Source organism: Enterocloster sp. OA13 (assembly GCF_022440595.1).
In the GTDB taxonomy this organism is placed as follows: domain Bacteria; phylum Bacillota; class Clostridia; order Lachnospirales; family Lachnospiraceae; genus Enterocloster; species Enterocloster hominis.
This window is the reverse complement of the sequence record NZ_JAKNTF010000001.1, coordinates 6871852-6886301: the sequence shown is the minus strand read 5'-3', so window position 1 is coordinate 6886301 and position 14450 is coordinate 6871852. Positions and strand designations below refer to the sequence as shown.

At 46.3% G+C, this 14450-nt stretch carries 19 protein-coding genes; 12 read left to right on the top strand and 7 right to left on the bottom strand.

The genetic code is table 11. From position 1 onward, the window contains the following. Nucleotides 1-20: 20 nt before the first annotated feature. On the bottom strand, nucleotides 21-530 hold the full coding sequence (locus tag MCJ35_RS31045) for a Rha family transcriptional regulator (protein WP_025483661.1): 510 nt from the start codon (nucleotides 528-530) through the stop codon (nucleotides 21-23). Between the two features lie 360 nt (nucleotides 531-890). Between MCJ35_RS31045 and MCJ35_RS32470 the strand changes: the two genes are divergently transcribed. After that, nucleotides 891-1289, top strand: a complete 399-nt coding sequence (locus MCJ35_RS32470; protein WP_025483662.1) for a DUF2513 domain-containing protein — start codon at nucleotides 891-893, stop codon at nucleotides 1287-1289. Between the two features lie 315 nt (nucleotides 1290-1604). Here the strand turns inward: MCJ35_RS32470 and MCJ35_RS31040 are convergent, their stop codons facing one another. After that, nucleotides 1605-1820, bottom strand: coding sequence for a hypothetical protein (locus MCJ35_RS31040; protein ID WP_002602953.1), 216 nt, complete (start codon nucleotides 1818-1820; stop codon nucleotides 1605-1607). A 194-nt stretch (nucleotides 1821-2014) separates the two neighbouring features. Between MCJ35_RS31040 and MCJ35_RS31035 the strand changes: the two genes are divergently transcribed. The 7 genes from MCJ35_RS31035 (at nucleotide 2015) to MCJ35_RS31005 (ending at nucleotide 8475) form a co-directional block, all read left to right on the top strand. Beyond that, nucleotides 2015-2344, top strand: a complete 330-nt coding sequence (locus MCJ35_RS31035; protein ID WP_025483664.1) for a helix-turn-helix domain-containing protein — start codon at nucleotides 2015-2017, stop codon at nucleotides 2342-2344. Nucleotides 2345-2358: 14 nt separating this feature from the next. Next, nucleotides 2359-3060: an ImmA/IrrE family metallo-endopeptidase gene (locus tag MCJ35_RS31030; protein WP_025483665.1), complete on the top strand. Its 702-nt coding sequence runs from the start codon at nucleotides 2359-2361 to the stop codon at nucleotides 3058-3060. Nucleotides 3061-3112: 52 nt separating this feature from the next. After that, nucleotides 3113-3604 carry a zinc ribbon domain-containing protein gene (locus tag MCJ35_RS31025; protein WP_025483667.1) on the top strand — a complete coding sequence of 164 codons (492 nt, stop codon included), beginning with the start codon at nucleotides 3113-3115 and terminating at the stop codon, nucleotides 3602-3604. A 13-nt stretch (nucleotides 3605-3617) separates the two neighbouring features. After that, entirely contained in the window at nucleotides 3618-4493 is an 876-nt protein-coding gene (locus MCJ35_RS31020; protein ID WP_025483668.1) for a hypothetical protein, read from the top strand. Between the two features lie 538 nt (nucleotides 4494-5031). Continuing rightward, entirely contained in the window at nucleotides 5032-6168 is a 1137-nt protein-coding gene (locus MCJ35_RS31015) for a tyrosine-type recombinase/integrase (protein WP_025483669.1), read from the top strand. 405 nt (nucleotides 6169-6573) lie between these two features. Then, nucleotides 6574-8295, top strand: a complete 1722-nt coding sequence (locus tag MCJ35_RS31010) for a Na/Pi cotransporter family protein (protein WP_025483670.1) — start codon at nucleotides 6574-6576, stop codon at nucleotides 8293-8295. Between the two features lie 12 nt (nucleotides 8296-8307). After that, nucleotides 8308-8475: a hypothetical protein gene (locus MCJ35_RS31005; protein ID WP_155858410.1), complete on the top strand. Its 168-nt coding sequence runs from the start codon at nucleotides 8308-8310 to the stop codon at nucleotides 8473-8475. 81 nt (nucleotides 8476-8556) lie between these two features. On the opposite strand, the gene MCJ35_RS31000 is transcribed toward MCJ35_RS31005, so the two are convergent. The 3 genes from MCJ35_RS31000 to MCJ35_RS30990 form a co-directional block, all read right to left on the bottom strand. Next, a complete protein-coding gene (locus tag MCJ35_RS31000; RefSeq protein ID WP_025483671.1) occupies nucleotides 8557-8997 on the bottom strand; it encodes a GNAT family N-acetyltransferase in 441 nt (146 codons plus the stop codon). A gap of 36 nt (nucleotides 8998-9033) precedes the next feature. Next, nucleotides 9034-9507, bottom strand: a complete 474-nt coding sequence (locus MCJ35_RS30995; RefSeq protein WP_240299755.1) for a MarR family winged helix-turn-helix transcriptional regulator — start codon at nucleotides 9505-9507, stop codon at nucleotides 9034-9036. Between the two features lie 77 nt (nucleotides 9508-9584). Then, the gene (locus MCJ35_RS30990) at nucleotides 9585-9782 is read right to left on the bottom strand and encodes a hypothetical protein (RefSeq protein WP_025483674.1); all 198 of its coding nucleotides are present in this window, start codon (nucleotides 9780-9782) and stop codon (nucleotides 9585-9587) included. 367 nt (nucleotides 9783-10149) lie between these two features. Here MCJ35_RS30990 and MCJ35_RS30985 point away from each other — a divergent pair, with 367 nt between their 5' ends. From MCJ35_RS30985 to MCJ35_RS30975, 3 genes are all read left to right on the top strand, one after another. Continuing rightward, a complete protein-coding gene (locus tag MCJ35_RS30985) occupies nucleotides 10150-10572 on the top strand; it encodes a DUF2000 domain-containing protein (RefSeq protein WP_008721184.1) in 423 nt (140 codons plus the stop codon). 127 nt (nucleotides 10573-10699) lie between these two features. Next, entirely contained in the window at nucleotides 10700-11206 is a 507-nt protein-coding gene (locus tag MCJ35_RS30980; RefSeq protein ID WP_227797247.1) for a GNAT family N-acetyltransferase, read from the top strand. A gap of 76 nt (nucleotides 11207-11282) precedes the next feature. Further along, nucleotides 11283-12152, top strand: a complete 870-nt coding sequence (locus MCJ35_RS30975; protein WP_008721182.1) for a polysaccharide deacetylase family protein — start codon at nucleotides 11283-11285, stop codon at nucleotides 12150-12152. Between the two features lie 36 nt (nucleotides 12153-12188). Here MCJ35_RS30975 and MCJ35_RS30970 read toward each other — a convergent pair whose 3' ends face one another. Continuing rightward, on the bottom strand, nucleotides 12189-12545 hold the full coding sequence (locus tag MCJ35_RS30970) for an arsenate reductase family protein (RefSeq protein ID WP_025483676.1): 357 nt from the start codon (nucleotides 12543-12545) through the stop codon (nucleotides 12189-12191). A 37-nt stretch (nucleotides 12546-12582) separates the two neighbouring features. Next, nucleotides 12583-13503 carry a hypothetical protein gene (locus tag MCJ35_RS30965; RefSeq protein WP_025483677.1) on the bottom strand — a complete coding sequence of 307 codons (921 nt, stop codon included), beginning with the start codon at nucleotides 13501-13503 and terminating at the stop codon, nucleotides 12583-12585. A 105-nt stretch (nucleotides 13504-13608) separates the two neighbouring features. Between MCJ35_RS30965 and MCJ35_RS30960 the strand changes: the two genes are divergently transcribed. Further along, on the top strand, nucleotides 13609-14244 hold the full coding sequence (locus MCJ35_RS30960) for an SGNH/GDSL hydrolase family protein (protein WP_025483678.1): 636 nt from the start codon (nucleotides 13609-13611) through the stop codon (nucleotides 14242-14244). Nucleotides 14245-14450: the final 206 nt, after the last annotated feature.

Genomic DNA, 14450 nt, shown 5'->3' with positions numbered 1-14450 from the left:
CATTTTCCATTGACACACGCCTACTGCATAAACTGTGACAGCGCCAATTGCTCATACTCCGGTGCCTTCACAAAATCCGCAGGGAGTTGGATGCCAAACTGTTCACACTCCATCTTGAATGCTTCTGCAATTTTATAGGCTGGTGACCCCTGCTTGGTCATTACACGCTCTGTCACCCGTCCCAACTCCGCTACGCTAGATGCAACCTGGGGATTGAGAGGGCAGGGAAGCTTTCCTTCCTCCATCTCATGGAACCGGTTGATGTATCGCGCTGTGAACTCCGTTCCCTTCTGTCCGGTCATTTTATGGGCTATGAACTCACAGCCTTTTTTTGTGACCAAGAAACAGGGAAGCGTCTTATTCTGCTCCGTTACGTAGGTAGTTTCCTTGAAAAAATCGGTGAACGCAATTTTGCTTTCTCCTAACTGTCCGACATATCTTCGGATATCTCTCAGCAAATCTGTGTGTTTCTTGCCGCACCACTCGGCGGCTTCCATGGATGTAATTGTTGTTCTTATTAAATCGTTCATTAAATCAATCCTTTCTTGATTTTTTGTCTCCCCCTCCCATACTGGACTTACAGGCGTTGCAGCGCCGAGTGTAAATGAAAGGAGGTTTATACTATAATGATTTGGGAAGATACAAAAAATTTCACATGGACAGCATAATCGAATTATTACCAGAGCCTGAGCATACATAAAGCAATAATAAATAACGTTGCTCGAACCCAATTCAAGCTTTTTTTAAGCTCTTGAACCTCCAATTCAAGAGCTTCTATTTTTTTCCACATCTCTCACGCTCCTTTCTCGTCTGGTAATCTTTTTCTCGTTGTGATACAATTTGCTTATCAGCACTGCCATGCTGAAATACAAAAGAAAGGGACTTCATTTATGAAACTTGACCTTGAATGTGTCCGAGACATTCTCATAACCCTTGAGCAACAATCCGATTTTGTACGGTTATCAACCCATGACCTGTCATTGCTATTACCCCAATATTCTCTGAACCAAATAATTTACACTTGTTGGCGATTATATGAGGGAGGTTATATAAACCTGTTTCTCTTTTATCCTCCAACAAATAGTTCAGACCCTATCATCAGATGTATAGGTGACTTAACCTTCCAAGGACATGAGTTCTTGGCTGATATAAAGCCGAAAAGTAATTGGGAACGTTTATCCTACGCCTTTAAGCAAGGAAGTTCCGCATCTTTCAAAACTATCGCCAACGTAGCCATAGACTTAGGAACCGAGGCGCTGAAAATCAAATTAGGCTTAGTCACTAAATAAGCATGCTTTTGAATATATCTGTTCGTGTGAAATTCTTTTATTGATGGCCCTCATATATGGGCGAATGATAGCATCTTTAGTCTGACATTCGCCCATAGTGGTTTTTTTATAATTCGGCATTTCATCCCACCCAGCCGGTTTTTCCCCGAGCAATGGTGTCCATTCCCAATAGTTCAGACTTTTATAAATACTTATAAGTGTCAAATTTGACATTTGATTCAAGTCCGAAACTGATATCATCCTCTCTCACCCTCCTTTCCCAGTTGACACACGCATGTGATAGTGGTATAGTTCCCTTATCGAACGTGTGTTTGTTCAGGCACTTAATTCCTCTTTTTCAAATAGCCAGTCAATATCATACTCAGGGAAAAACACTCGCTTAATCAATAATGCTTCTGTGACCGTAAATTCACTTTGAACTACTCCTCTGCTTTTCTCTGATACTGTTCTTAACTGGCAATGAAGAAGCTCTGAAATCTGAGTAAATGTAATTTTTTTATTAGACATGGTATCCAAAAGATTTTTGTACATTTTGTCACCTCCTTTTGTGCAATTGCGCTGACCATGATTGTAATATACGCTTAATTGCGCGTATTGTCAAGGATTTTTTCGTGCGATTGCGCGTACTTTTTTTGTTTATTTTTCTCATCGTGCGGATTTGCGCATATTTCTATTTACTTTTTACGTGATTGCGCGTATAATAAGTTTAGAAGCGAGGTGGGATTATGGAGAAAGCAAGAATCTTAGAAAAACTGATTTCCGATACTGGTATGAGCAAAAGAGCTTTCGCTGAAAAGTGCGGTTTATCTGAAAGTACTCTTTATTCAATTCTAAAAAGAGGTGTTGGTGGCGCAAGTGTTAATATCGTGATTTCAATTTGTAAAGAATTAGGAATCACTGTTGAAGAACTTGATGAAATGGCAGAAGGAACATCCAAATCCAAATATGAGCCAACATATGAAGACATCCAAAGTCTTATTGCAAGGAACGGAAAAAAACTCACGGTCGAACAAAAACAGGATATCATCAGAACTTTATTATCTGATGATGATTAAAGGAGTGGTTTTGTTTGGAACAATACGACTTTTTCCGCGTTATCTTAGATGCGTATGAAATATGCGGCATCAGAAGTTTTCCTATTGACTGTATAGAAGTCATAAAAAGATTAAAGATTCCCCTGTTTAAGTATTCTGAGTTATCCGCCAAAAAGGAACGGGAATGTTACAGGGTAAGTGATGATGCATTTAAATTAAAGGGGAAAATTTATTACAATGATGCTTTCCCATATATTTATCGCCAACGTTTTACGTTAATGCACGAAGTTGGTCACATACTATTGGGGCATGTTGGAGATACAAAAGAAAACGATGATGAGGCTGATGACTTTGCCAGTCACTTTCTGGCGCCGCGTATCATGATACATAAATACGGCTACCGGGACGCGGAACAACTGCATGACGCTTTCGGTCTGTCCTATAAGGCTTCGAACAAAGCCTTGATATCCTACAAGGAATGGTTCCGCAACATCTCCTACAGTGCGACTGGAAAGCCCACAAAACCGGAGCTACAGCTTGAGCATATCTTTTTCCCAGAAATAGAACTCGTACCAATCCGGCAAGGTATTGTCCAACCAGCCAAGGAATGCTATGTGGATGAGGATTACGAGGAAACCAATGAGCATTCCGATTTCATGAAATTCTTAAGTAGATGGCGCAAAGATTGTGGCTTTAGACTCGCAGAGGATAAGTGGCTCTATGGGAATGACTTATGATTAAAATAGCTTATTGCTTTTTAATAAAACAAATGAAAAGAGGAATATGAGTATGATTTGTCCACACTGCAATGCAGAAATTCCTGATGATAGTATCTTCTGTTCATCGTGCGGTAAGCGTATAGAATCTTCTCCCGCCGAAGTCATTCCGTCAGATACTATCGTATGTCCTAATTGTGGAGCATATAATTCAACGGATTCTAATTTTTGCTCCAATTGCCGCACTCCGCTTTCTCAAACAGCACTAACGAATATGAAAGAGCAAAGTGAACTTCAATTACAGCAAGCACAAATAAAAATGCAAGCCATGGCTTTAAAAGCGCAGCAAGAACAACTCCAGCTTCAGCAACAACAGTATTCGTCAATGGCCAGATGTCCTCGTTGCGGTTCTACATCATTATCAGGAAATAAAAAAGGCTTTGGTATTGGAAAAGCTGTTGTTGGTGCTGCATTAGTTGGGCCACTCGGCTTAGTTGCTGGTAATATTGGGGCAAAAAAGGTACAGGTTACCTGTTTAAAATGCGGTAAAAAATTCAAAATGTAGGGAGGATATGATTATGTATTGTAGAAAATGCGGGTTTCAATTTGAGGGGAAATTCTGTCCAAAATGTGGAGAACCGATAGCGTCTACGTCTACAGAAGAATCTGCACAAAAACCTTCATCAGTTAGATTGGATGTTAATGGAGCTGAAACCCCAACAATTAAACCACCGGTTTATTCGCAAACCTGGTTTATCGTATTAATGATGTTTTGTTGTTGTTTTCCTGTTGGTTTGTTTCTCATGTGGAAATATAAAAAATTCAATAAACCTGTGCGAATTATACTTACTGTACTTTTCGCATTTGGTGTTATAATTGCAATAACTAACGGCGGTAATTCCTCTACCGAAAAAAACGTATCTTCTGTTTCCCAAAAAACTGAAGTAAATAATATAACCGATTCTCAACCGATTGAAACCGAAAAAGAAACTGAAACTACGGTTGTCGACAATCGTGACGCTGCTACCGAAGCAGATAAGCAGATTTACGATATAATAATGTCTGCAGAAGCAGATTATCAAACTCTTACCAAAATAATAAGTACTGATGGCGTATCTATGGTAGACTTATATGATGCAGCTAAGACTGCTGAAAATAATTTTAGAATATATTGGGGCAATATTGATTCTGTTAAATGTGATGGTATAAAGGAATATAAGAAGGCGGCTAAAGATTATATTCTCAATATGCAATCCATTGCATCCTCAACGAAAAAATATGTAGATAAACAAAAAATCCAAGATTTATCTGATGCAAAAGCAGGCATAGAAAACTCAACTAATTATGCAATACTAGTTGTTGGTGCACGCTTAGAATTTTTAACAGCATCTGGATTTAGTGATGACGAGGCAATGCAAATTATAGCACCTGAGTCTGAGGCCGCGACAGAATAACTAAATCTCTATACATAGCAAAAATCCCCCAGGAGCTACCAACTCCCACGCTCCTGGGGCCACCACCTTGACAATAATATCCTTACCCGGGCAACCGGGAGGGCGTGCGTGCCATTCGTTCTGAGTCTTGACAGGAAGGATGGTTGCTTATGAGTACATATGAGGAATTTCAGATTATAATAGGCGTTGCCTTGTTAATCGTTGCAATCCTGAACATGAAAAATAAGTAAGCCGCCCTGCTCCTTGGCCGGATGGGCGACTTACTAAAGTTGTTATAATTCGCCAGGACGGATAGGCTTAATCTATCTCCCGGCTGTCTTGTTAAGTATATTATACCAAATATACGGAAATTGTCAAATGTGAAAGCGGCCCTGTTACCAGCAGGAGCCGCCCTCACATAGATTCTCTTACCGGACTGCTCCGGCACGATATAATCAACTAACATCTGAATTATATCATTCCTGGGGCGTCCTGGCAAGAGGGCGTATTTTTTATACCCAAAATCAGTTGCGATATCGCAACGGGAAGGAATGATATCATGCCAAAACGAAAGAAACATCCCAGGCTCCCCAACGGCTACGGCTCCATCCGATACCTTGGCAAGAGCCGGAAGAACCCCTATGCGGTCCACCCGCCGGCAGACATTGACGGGAACCGGCCTCCGGCCCTCTGTTACGTGGATGACTGGATGAAGGGTTTCATAATCCTCACATCCTACAAGGCAGGTACCTATACCCCAGGTATGGAGGCCGCCCTGAATCTGCCTAATACCCCCGATACCCTTGATTCCCTGGCAGGAAAAATCATGGCCGATTACAACCGTGTCAAGGGAATCGAACCTGAGGAACCTGAGAAGACCTTCTCAGCGGTCTACGATGCATTCTATGCCGATAAATTTGCAGAAGGCAATAAATACTCTGCGGCAACTAAATATTCAATCAAGGCCGCTTATAAGAACTGTGCATCCCTCTACGGTAAAGCATTTTCTGCACTCCGTACAAAGGACCTGCAGGATAACCTGGATGCCTGTGGTCTAAAATATGCCAGCCTGGAACTTATCAGGAATCTGTACAGGCAGATGTATAAATATGCTGACAGTCAAGGGTGGTGCGATAAGGACTATAGTCAGTATGTTAAAATCAAAAGGGATGACGATGACGAACATGGTGTGCCCTTCTCAGACGCAGACCTGAAAATCCTGTGGGATAACAAAACAGACGAAACTGCAGAGATGCTTCTCATTATGTGCTATTCCGGGTGGCGTATATCAGAATACATTGGCCTTGAAGTCAATCTGCCGGAAAAGTATTTTATGGGTGGAATGAAAACGGAAGCTGGTAAGGGGCGTATCGTTCCTATCCATTCTGCAATTCTCCCTTTGGTCGGGCGCCGGATGGGAAAGTATGGAAAGCTCCTTCCGTGCAGTGACAAGGATTTCAGGAAACAAATGGAGGAACTACTGAACCGGCTCGGAATCCCAGGTGACCCCAAGCATACGCCACATGACTGCCGGCATACATTCTCCATGTTATGCGAAAAGTATGAGGTAAAAGAAAACGACCGTAAACGGATGATGGGGCACTCATTCAAAGCCGACATTACCAACAAGGTCTACGGTCACCGCGACATGGAAGACCTGAAAAAAGAGATAGAAAAAATAACCGTTGATTTGTGACTTTATTGTGACCAATAAACCCTAATAACGTGGTAGAAAGCGGTAGGAACCGGAAGTTTCAAAAATGCCGCAAACCCGCATAAAACCTACCATTTTCACCCCATATCTTATATAAATCCTACCATTCTGGAAACCACTCCGTATTAAAGTGTCGTTAATATTGCGTCCATACGATTGACATCCGCCATGCTGTCCCCATATAATGCCATCAGGGCCAGTACATGATCCACATAAGGCAGAAAGGAAATGACATACCTATGGACAACGGATGCGATGCTGATCACATTCCAGTTGAGTTACATTTTAATAAATCTATGTGATTAAAAAGACATGACCTGCACTCGTTTACACGGATGCAGGCTATGTCTTTTTGAAATAATCCATGAATTCAGAGGAGGAATCATTTTGAGTATTGAATCGTTTTTCAGCCTTCTGGGAGGGCTGGCACTGTTCCTTTATGGAATGCAGATGATGAGCACCAACCTGGAAGCAGCTGCGGGCAGCCGCATGAAACAGATTCTGGAAAGGCTGACTGCCAACCGTTTCCTTGGGGTGCTGGTGGGCGCCGGAATCACTGCAATCATCCAGTCCTCATCCGCAACAACCGTCATGGTAGTGGGGTTTGTGAATTCCCAGATCATGACATTGAAACAGGCGGTATGGATCATCATGGGCGCCAATATCGGCACGACCATCACAGGACAGCTGATTGCCCTGGATATCGGGGCCATTGCTCCCCTGATTGCATTTGTGGGCGTTGCCCTGATTCTGTTTGTCAAAAAGAAAAAGGTACAGTTTGCAGGCGGCATCGTGGCCGGGCTTGGCATCCTTTTCCTGGGTATGGGCATGATGAGCGCTGCCATGATACCTCTGCGCAATTCAGAAGGATTTGTCCGGCTCATGACCAGATTCTCCAATCCCCTCCTGGGGATCCTGGCCGGTGCCGGCTTTACAGCCATCATCCAGTCCTCATCCGCGTCCGTCGGAATCCTGCAGGCCCTGGCTGTCAGCGGGCTTATTGGAATCGACAGCGCTGTATTTGTTCTGTTTGGTCAGAATATCGGCACCTGTATCACGGCCGTGCTGGCCTCCATCGGTGCAAACAGGGATGCAAAACGCACCACCCTCATCCACCTGATGTTTAATATCATAGGCACCACTGTATTTACCATTGTCTGTATCATGATTCCTTTTACCAGCTGGGTAGCTGCCTTCACGCCGGATAATCCGGCTGCGCAGATTGCCAACGTACATACGCTGTTCAATATTGTGACCACCCTGCTCCTGCTTCCATTCGGTACGCAGCTGGCGCGGATTTCCGAAAAGCTTCTTCCTGACAGGCCCCAGCGGGCAGCGGATGAGGAGCACTGGTTTGAAGAGCTTCTGGCCTCCGAACATGTGCTTGGCGTATCCGTGATTGCCCGAAAGCAGCTGATGGAGGAAATCAGCCAGATGCTTTCCCTGGCAGCTGAAAATGTTGATAAGGGATTCCTTGCATTCAGCGAAAAAAGCGCAGATGAACTGGAGTGGATTTTAAAGCGTGAAGAAGAGATTGACCTTGCCAATGCCCGGCTTTCCAGACGGATATCCAAGGTCCTTACCGTGGAACACAACCCGGCCGAGGTGGACGCGCTGCGCCGCATATTCACCATCAGCGGCAATGTGGAGCGCATCGGCGACCATGCCAAGAACATTGCGGGCTATGCCCAGACCATGATGGAGCGGGGACTGGAGCTGTCGGCACAGGCCCAGGGGGAACTGGCTGATATGAGGGATTCCAGCATGCGCGCCATAAACCTTGTCTGCAGCGCAAAGAACCTTGCTGCCAGCAGCCTTGGCGCCCAGGCACTGTCAGCGGATAAAACCGCATTTCTCAATCAGTCCCAGGAATGTGTCTCCCTTCTGGAACAGGCCACGCTTCTGGAACAGGAAATCGACGAAAAGACCCTCTTATACCGATCCAACCAGATTGAGCGTATGGGGAATGGAAAATGCCATGTGGAGACTTCCATCCTGTATTCTGAAATCCTTACGGATTACGAGCGCATCGGCGACCATGTATTCAATATTGCCCGTGCACTTGCCAAGCTTGGGGACACAAAAGCCTATATCAATCCGACTGCTTAAAAGGAACTGACCGTGAACAGACACATAATAGCCGCCATCCTGCTCATTGCGATTCTGTCCGGCGCACTGCTTCTGGCCTTTGACCTGGGCCATACCATGCTTCCGAGCACACGCCGGAAGCAGTGGTGGAGGTACTGCTGTTCGCCATTGCCAGGAAAATGCGGCTGCTTTGGAAGATAAGATATAAAACAAAATACAGGACCTTATGACTATTTTACCCGTAGCCCTTAAATCAAGCTGTAACAGAGCCTTGGGACAGGCTTAATCCTCACCCAGGCACTTCTCCATCATAATATGCGGCACATCATCCGGCATGATATCCCCCACAGTATGATAACCGAGCTTTTCATAAAATCCCGTAACCGATACCCTTGCCTTCAGCACGCACTTACTGATTCCCCTGGATACCATCTCCTCCTCCGCATACCTTAAGAGCAGTGTTCCCACGCCCTTGCCTCTGGCAGCATCCTCCACCACAAGATGCTTAACAAGTCCGTTTCCCCCATCCTCATACCAGCAGGACGCCCCTATCACCTTATCATCCTCCAATGCAGCTGTATGGGAGGATAATGCTTCATATGACAAATCATCATGATAGAGGTTCTGTCCCCTGGGCTTTCTCAGGATTTCATTCCTCAGATTAAATGCTGCCCAATATACAGCTGTGCCTATCTCCAGTTTCTTTATGGTTATCTCCCCCATGTGGTTCCCCTTTCCCTTGACTCTTAGGCTGTCATCTCACTGCGGGTCCTGGCCCGTCATCCCCCAGCTCTCCAGCAGCCTTCCAAGAAGCCCTTTTAAAGTCTCCTGCTCCTCTTCGCTTAAAACCCCATATAAATCTTCCGTCTTGCCTTCATCAAAATCCGTCTCCGCCCTCTTTTTACCCTCTTCCGTGATTCTTAGCAATACCCTTCTCTTATCCGCATCATCCCTTTCCCTGGCAACCAATCCCCTGGCCTCCAGTTTGGAAATGATCTCGCTGACCGATCCGGCCTGAATCCCAAGTGTTTCCTGTAATTCCTTTTGTGTGACTTCCTCCTGTCCTGAAAGCATTTTCAAGATTCTTCCCTGACCACGGCCATGATAAGGGCGATGATAAAGATAGTGGCCGCATTTTCCTAAAAGCGCAGAAAGACCGTCTTCCCCCTCCATACCTTCCAAACGCCTGCCGAACCTTCCATATCCCTTGCGCCTTCCATACTCCCCATGCATTCCATGTTCTCCTTGCTCCCCGCACATTCCATGTCTGCCTTGCTCCCCACGCATTCCATGTCCCCTTTGCTCCTCACTCATTCCATGTCTGCCTTGCTCCCCACACATTCCATGTTTCCCCTGTTCCCCACGCATTCCATGTTCTCCATGTCTCCCGCTCCCGCCATGTCCATGCGGCATAGGGCGCCTGTGCCCTGCAAACGCTCCCTGGCCCTCCTGCATTCCGTCTTCCCGGTGCATCTTCTCCTGGCCTCCTTCTGCGTCGGCTTCCCCATTTCCCAGATGTTCCATGTACTGTCTTCCCCTTTTGCACTGAAGGTCCGTTATAGGGCAGTGTCTTGGGCACTGCGTGCAATTAGTTACATTATAATCCATTGATTTCTCCATTTGCAATCCCTCTTTCTCTATTCCTGATTTAAATTAATTAGGTACCTTGTGTTTTTACATTATCATCATACACGGTTATATCATTTTTGTCAAGGTACCTAATTATTTATTTTCTTACAATCCATCCAAGGTCCACCCAGTGTCATATCTTCCAAGAAATTTCCTGATCATAATGCTAAAATAAGCATTGAATCATTGAAAAACCAAGGAATAAGCGGAATATACCAGAATGTATCTGAAAAGGAGTCAAGAAATATGGATATGCAAAACCAGAAATGTGTCATGGTCATGGATGAAGATTTACCCTTAGGCGTCATTGCCAATACAGCCGGAATCATGGGAATAACCCTTGGTAAGCACATGCCGGAAACAGTCGGACCGGACGTCGTGGATAAAAGCGGGAGGGAGCATCTTGGAATCATAGAATTTCCGGTTCCAATCCTGAAGGCGGATAAGGAAAAAATCCGATTCATCCGCGAGCAGCTCTACCAGCCCGGTTATTCTGATTTAATGGTTGTGGATTTTTCCGATGTGGCCCAGGGCTGCAGGACCTACGATGAATTCATTGACAAGGCTGCAAAGGCCGAGGAAAAGGAATTCCAGTATCTTGGCATCGGGATCTGCGGTTCCAAAAAGCTGGTCAACAAACTGACCGGGAACCTTCCCCTGCTGAGATAGGCAATACATTTATCCAGATGATTAAGAATCTCCTCCCGCCGCAATGACATTTTGCCAAAATCATGGTACTATAATTTCAGGCAGTCTCTGAACATAGACAAACCATCACGCCAGGCAGGAGGTAACTATGGAAATCTTACGTGCAGAACCATCTGATGCAAATGAAATCCACCATATCATGTCCGTGACCAGTTCCCTATTGGATGACAAGGGCTGGTACTGTATTGATACAGTGGACTACATCCTGGAACACATAATGGACCAGGATAAGGGCATTGTGTTTAAAGCCGTCCAACATGGCCGGATTGGGGCATTTTTCATCATCCACTATCCCGGTGGGGCAGATGACAACCTGGGGCATTATGTGAATCTGGGGCCGGAGGATTTACGGAAGGTTGCTTATATGGATTCCCTGGCTGTCCTGCCGGATTTCCGCGGCAAGGGCCTTCAGTATACGCTGATGAAATACGGGGAGGATTACCTTACCCCGACCTCCTTCTGCCATCTTATGGGCACGGTCCATCCGGACAACCTATACAGCCTCAATAATTTTCTCAGGCTGGGGTTTGGGATTGTAGAAACCACGCGGAAATACGGTTCCCTCCCCCGTCACATTATGTATAAGAAAATATAATTCCGTTTTTGTGGAATGGTACATCCCATTCCCCTATATATTTAAGTAAACACGTCTGAAACGGAATGAAATCAGAATGAAAAACAGGCTCAGAAGACTTTCTGCCAAACTTCCTATTAAAAAACTTCTAAAAACCACCATGCTGTTTGCCCTGGCCTTCTGCGCCGGGCGGCTGACAGCCCAGGTTGTGGAATACAACCAGGGACTAAAGGCAGCAGACTATGCCAGCGCCCCCGAGGCTGTCACAACATCCGCGGACGGCAACTGGGGCTTAAGCTTTCCCAATGAGGGACAGATGCCCATCGGCAACGCCACTGCGGATTATCTGAAACAGTTCAACGCCTACTATGCCCAGAATACACAGGATAAGGTGATTTATCTGACCTTTGATGCAGGATATGAAAACGGGAACACAGGCGCCATCCTGGACGCCCTGAAAAAGCATAATGCCCACGCCACATTTTTCCTGGTAGGCAACTACATTGAAACCAGTCCCGACCTGGTAAAGCGTATGGTGGCCGAAGGACACACAGTTGGCAACCATACCTTCCATCATCCGGACATGTCCAAGATTTCCACCAAAGAATCCTTTGAAAAGGAATTGAATGACCTGGAAAGCCTGTACCAGCAGACCACCGGCCAGCCCATGAAGAAATACTACCGCCCCCCGCAGGGTAAATACAGCGAGAGCAACCTGAAAATGGCCAATGACATGGGCTACCGGACCTTTTTCTGGAGCCTCGCCTATGTGGACTGGTATGAAGACAAACAGCCAACCAAGGAAGAAGCCTTTAAAAAGCTTCTGGGCCGCATCCACCCCGGCGCCATCGTCCTCCTTCACAGTACCTCTAAAACCAATGGACAGATCCTGGATGAACTCCTGACAAAGTGGGAAGGGATGGGATACCATTTCGGTTCCCTGGATGACCTTGTGGCTGCTGAATAGGGCTGTACTTGTGCCCACAGAGTAAGGACCTGCCGGCTACAGCATCTTCTCCTTCCACTCTGCCTCCTTAAAACCAGTAAGCACGAATCCGTCCGCGATTACCAGCGGACGCTTTACCAGCATGCCGTCCGTGGCAAGAAGGGCCAGCTGCTCCTCCTCACTCATCTGGGGCAGCTTGTCCTTCAGTGACATTTCCTTGTAAATGTTTCCACTGGTGTTGAAGAATTTCTTCAGGGGCAGTCCGCTCTTTTTATACCATTCCCTCAGTTCCTCCTGGCTGGGATGCTCTTCCTTAATAGGCCTTTCCTCATACTTGATTCCATTGGCATCCAGCCACTTTAATGCCTTCTGGCAGGTGCTGCACTTTTTGTAACATAATACGGTCATATTCATCTGAATTTCCATCCTTTCTTTCATGTGTGTTCCTGAATCATTTTCCTATCAATGTAATCTCCGGCTCACCCACATAGGTATCCCCGGCGCCAGGATGATTGGTTACCGCATCCTGGGATACAATGGTTTTTACATTGTATAAAAGGTCCGGGCTGCTGCCTGGCAGTCCCTTTATCCGGGCAGTCCCCCATGTTTTTATCCCGGCTGACTGGGGAAGGATGCGGACCTGGTCCGGTATGGATATCCCAGGTGTGCCTGGCTGGGGGCTGGCCAGGAGGACTGCGCCTGCATTTCCACGGATTGTTAAACTGCCCAGGGACGGCTCCGCAAGAAGCCTTCCGGCGCAGATGCCGGTTCCTGTTTCAGATTTAGCCTCTATAATCCCGGTTCCGCCGGCCAGTTCCAGTTCAACGCCTGTAATGCCGAAATCATAACCAGTTATTTCCAATTCTCCATCTTCTATCCTGCACGCAGGGAGAGGGGATTCCATACTGCTTCCGGCAATGGCTGCGCCCCCGGCGTCAATCTTCAGGCTTCCGGTTCCGCGGATGACAAGGGTCCCTGATTCTATCTGTATGCCATTGCCATCAGAGCTTATCCAGTTGCCGCTGTCTTTCTTCAATTCCATGATCAGGTCCCCGGATATGGAAATGGCCGGCTGCCCGGACCCGTCCCCAATCATGGCATTATCAAGGGTAAGGGTGTAGATATCCCTGGAATTCCTCAGTCTCCAGCCCTCTCCTTCCACCATTTTCCCACGCTGGGGCAGTTCTACACTGCCTTCCCCTTCTATGGAAAGTGCGGTCAGGGGAACCTGCTCCCTGGATCTGGTCAGTCCGAATCTGGACGCCAGGAACAGGCCTGCACTGGATACGGCGGTACAGAGTATGACCACCAGGCCAATGAACAGCAATGCCCGGATTGTCCTTCCCACAAACTCCCTGGATAAATTTTTCATATACAGCGCCTCCTGTTACAGTTTTGTATATTTTATCATAAATCCCTGTATTTTACTATCACTTATGATATGATAGAAAACAGCAAAAAGAAGGAGGCATTGTTTATGATTAATATTCTCTGCTTTGGTGATTCCAATACCTTCGGTACCAATCCAAAGGGAGGACGCCATGCATGGAACACCCGCTGGCCAGGACGCCTGCAGGTACTTTTAGGTCCTGAATATTATGTGATTGAAGAAGGGATGGGCGGACGCACCACGGTCTGGGATGACCCGCTGGAGCCGGGACGCTGCGGGATCCAGGCGCTTCCCATTGCCCTCCAGAGCCACAAACCGCTGGATTTGGTGATTCTCGCCCTTGGAACCAATGACTGCAAGGTCCATCTGAATGCAACGCCTAAAATCATTGCAAAAGGCATGGAAAACCTGTGTAACCTGGTACAGCATTTTGATTACGGCCCGGGCTATAAGGTCCCCCAGATCCTGGTTGTGTCCCCCATCCATATCGGAGAGGACATGGACCACTGTCCCTTTGCAAGCTTTGATGAAACTTCTCCTGCCAAGTCAAGGAACCTGGCCCCGCTCTATGGACAGGTTGCCAAATCCCTTGGCTGTATGTATATAGACGCCGCTTCCCTAGCCCAGGCCAGCTCCCTGGACCAGCTCCATATGGATGCCAAAAACCATGGGGCTTTGGCGGAAGGCATCATGACGGTTGTCAAATCATTTTTTGAACCATAAGATGGATCAGGACAGGAAGGAATTTATAAACATCTCCCGATGCGTTAAGGGACAGAACATTTACAGCCACCTTCATCCATGGCTGTAAATCATTCTGTCCCTTGTGTGTTTCCCTGTATGTTTCCTTATATGTATCCTTATATGTATCCTTGTATGTGTCCTTGTGCGTTTCCCTGTATGTTTTCTTGTATGTGTCCTTGTATGTT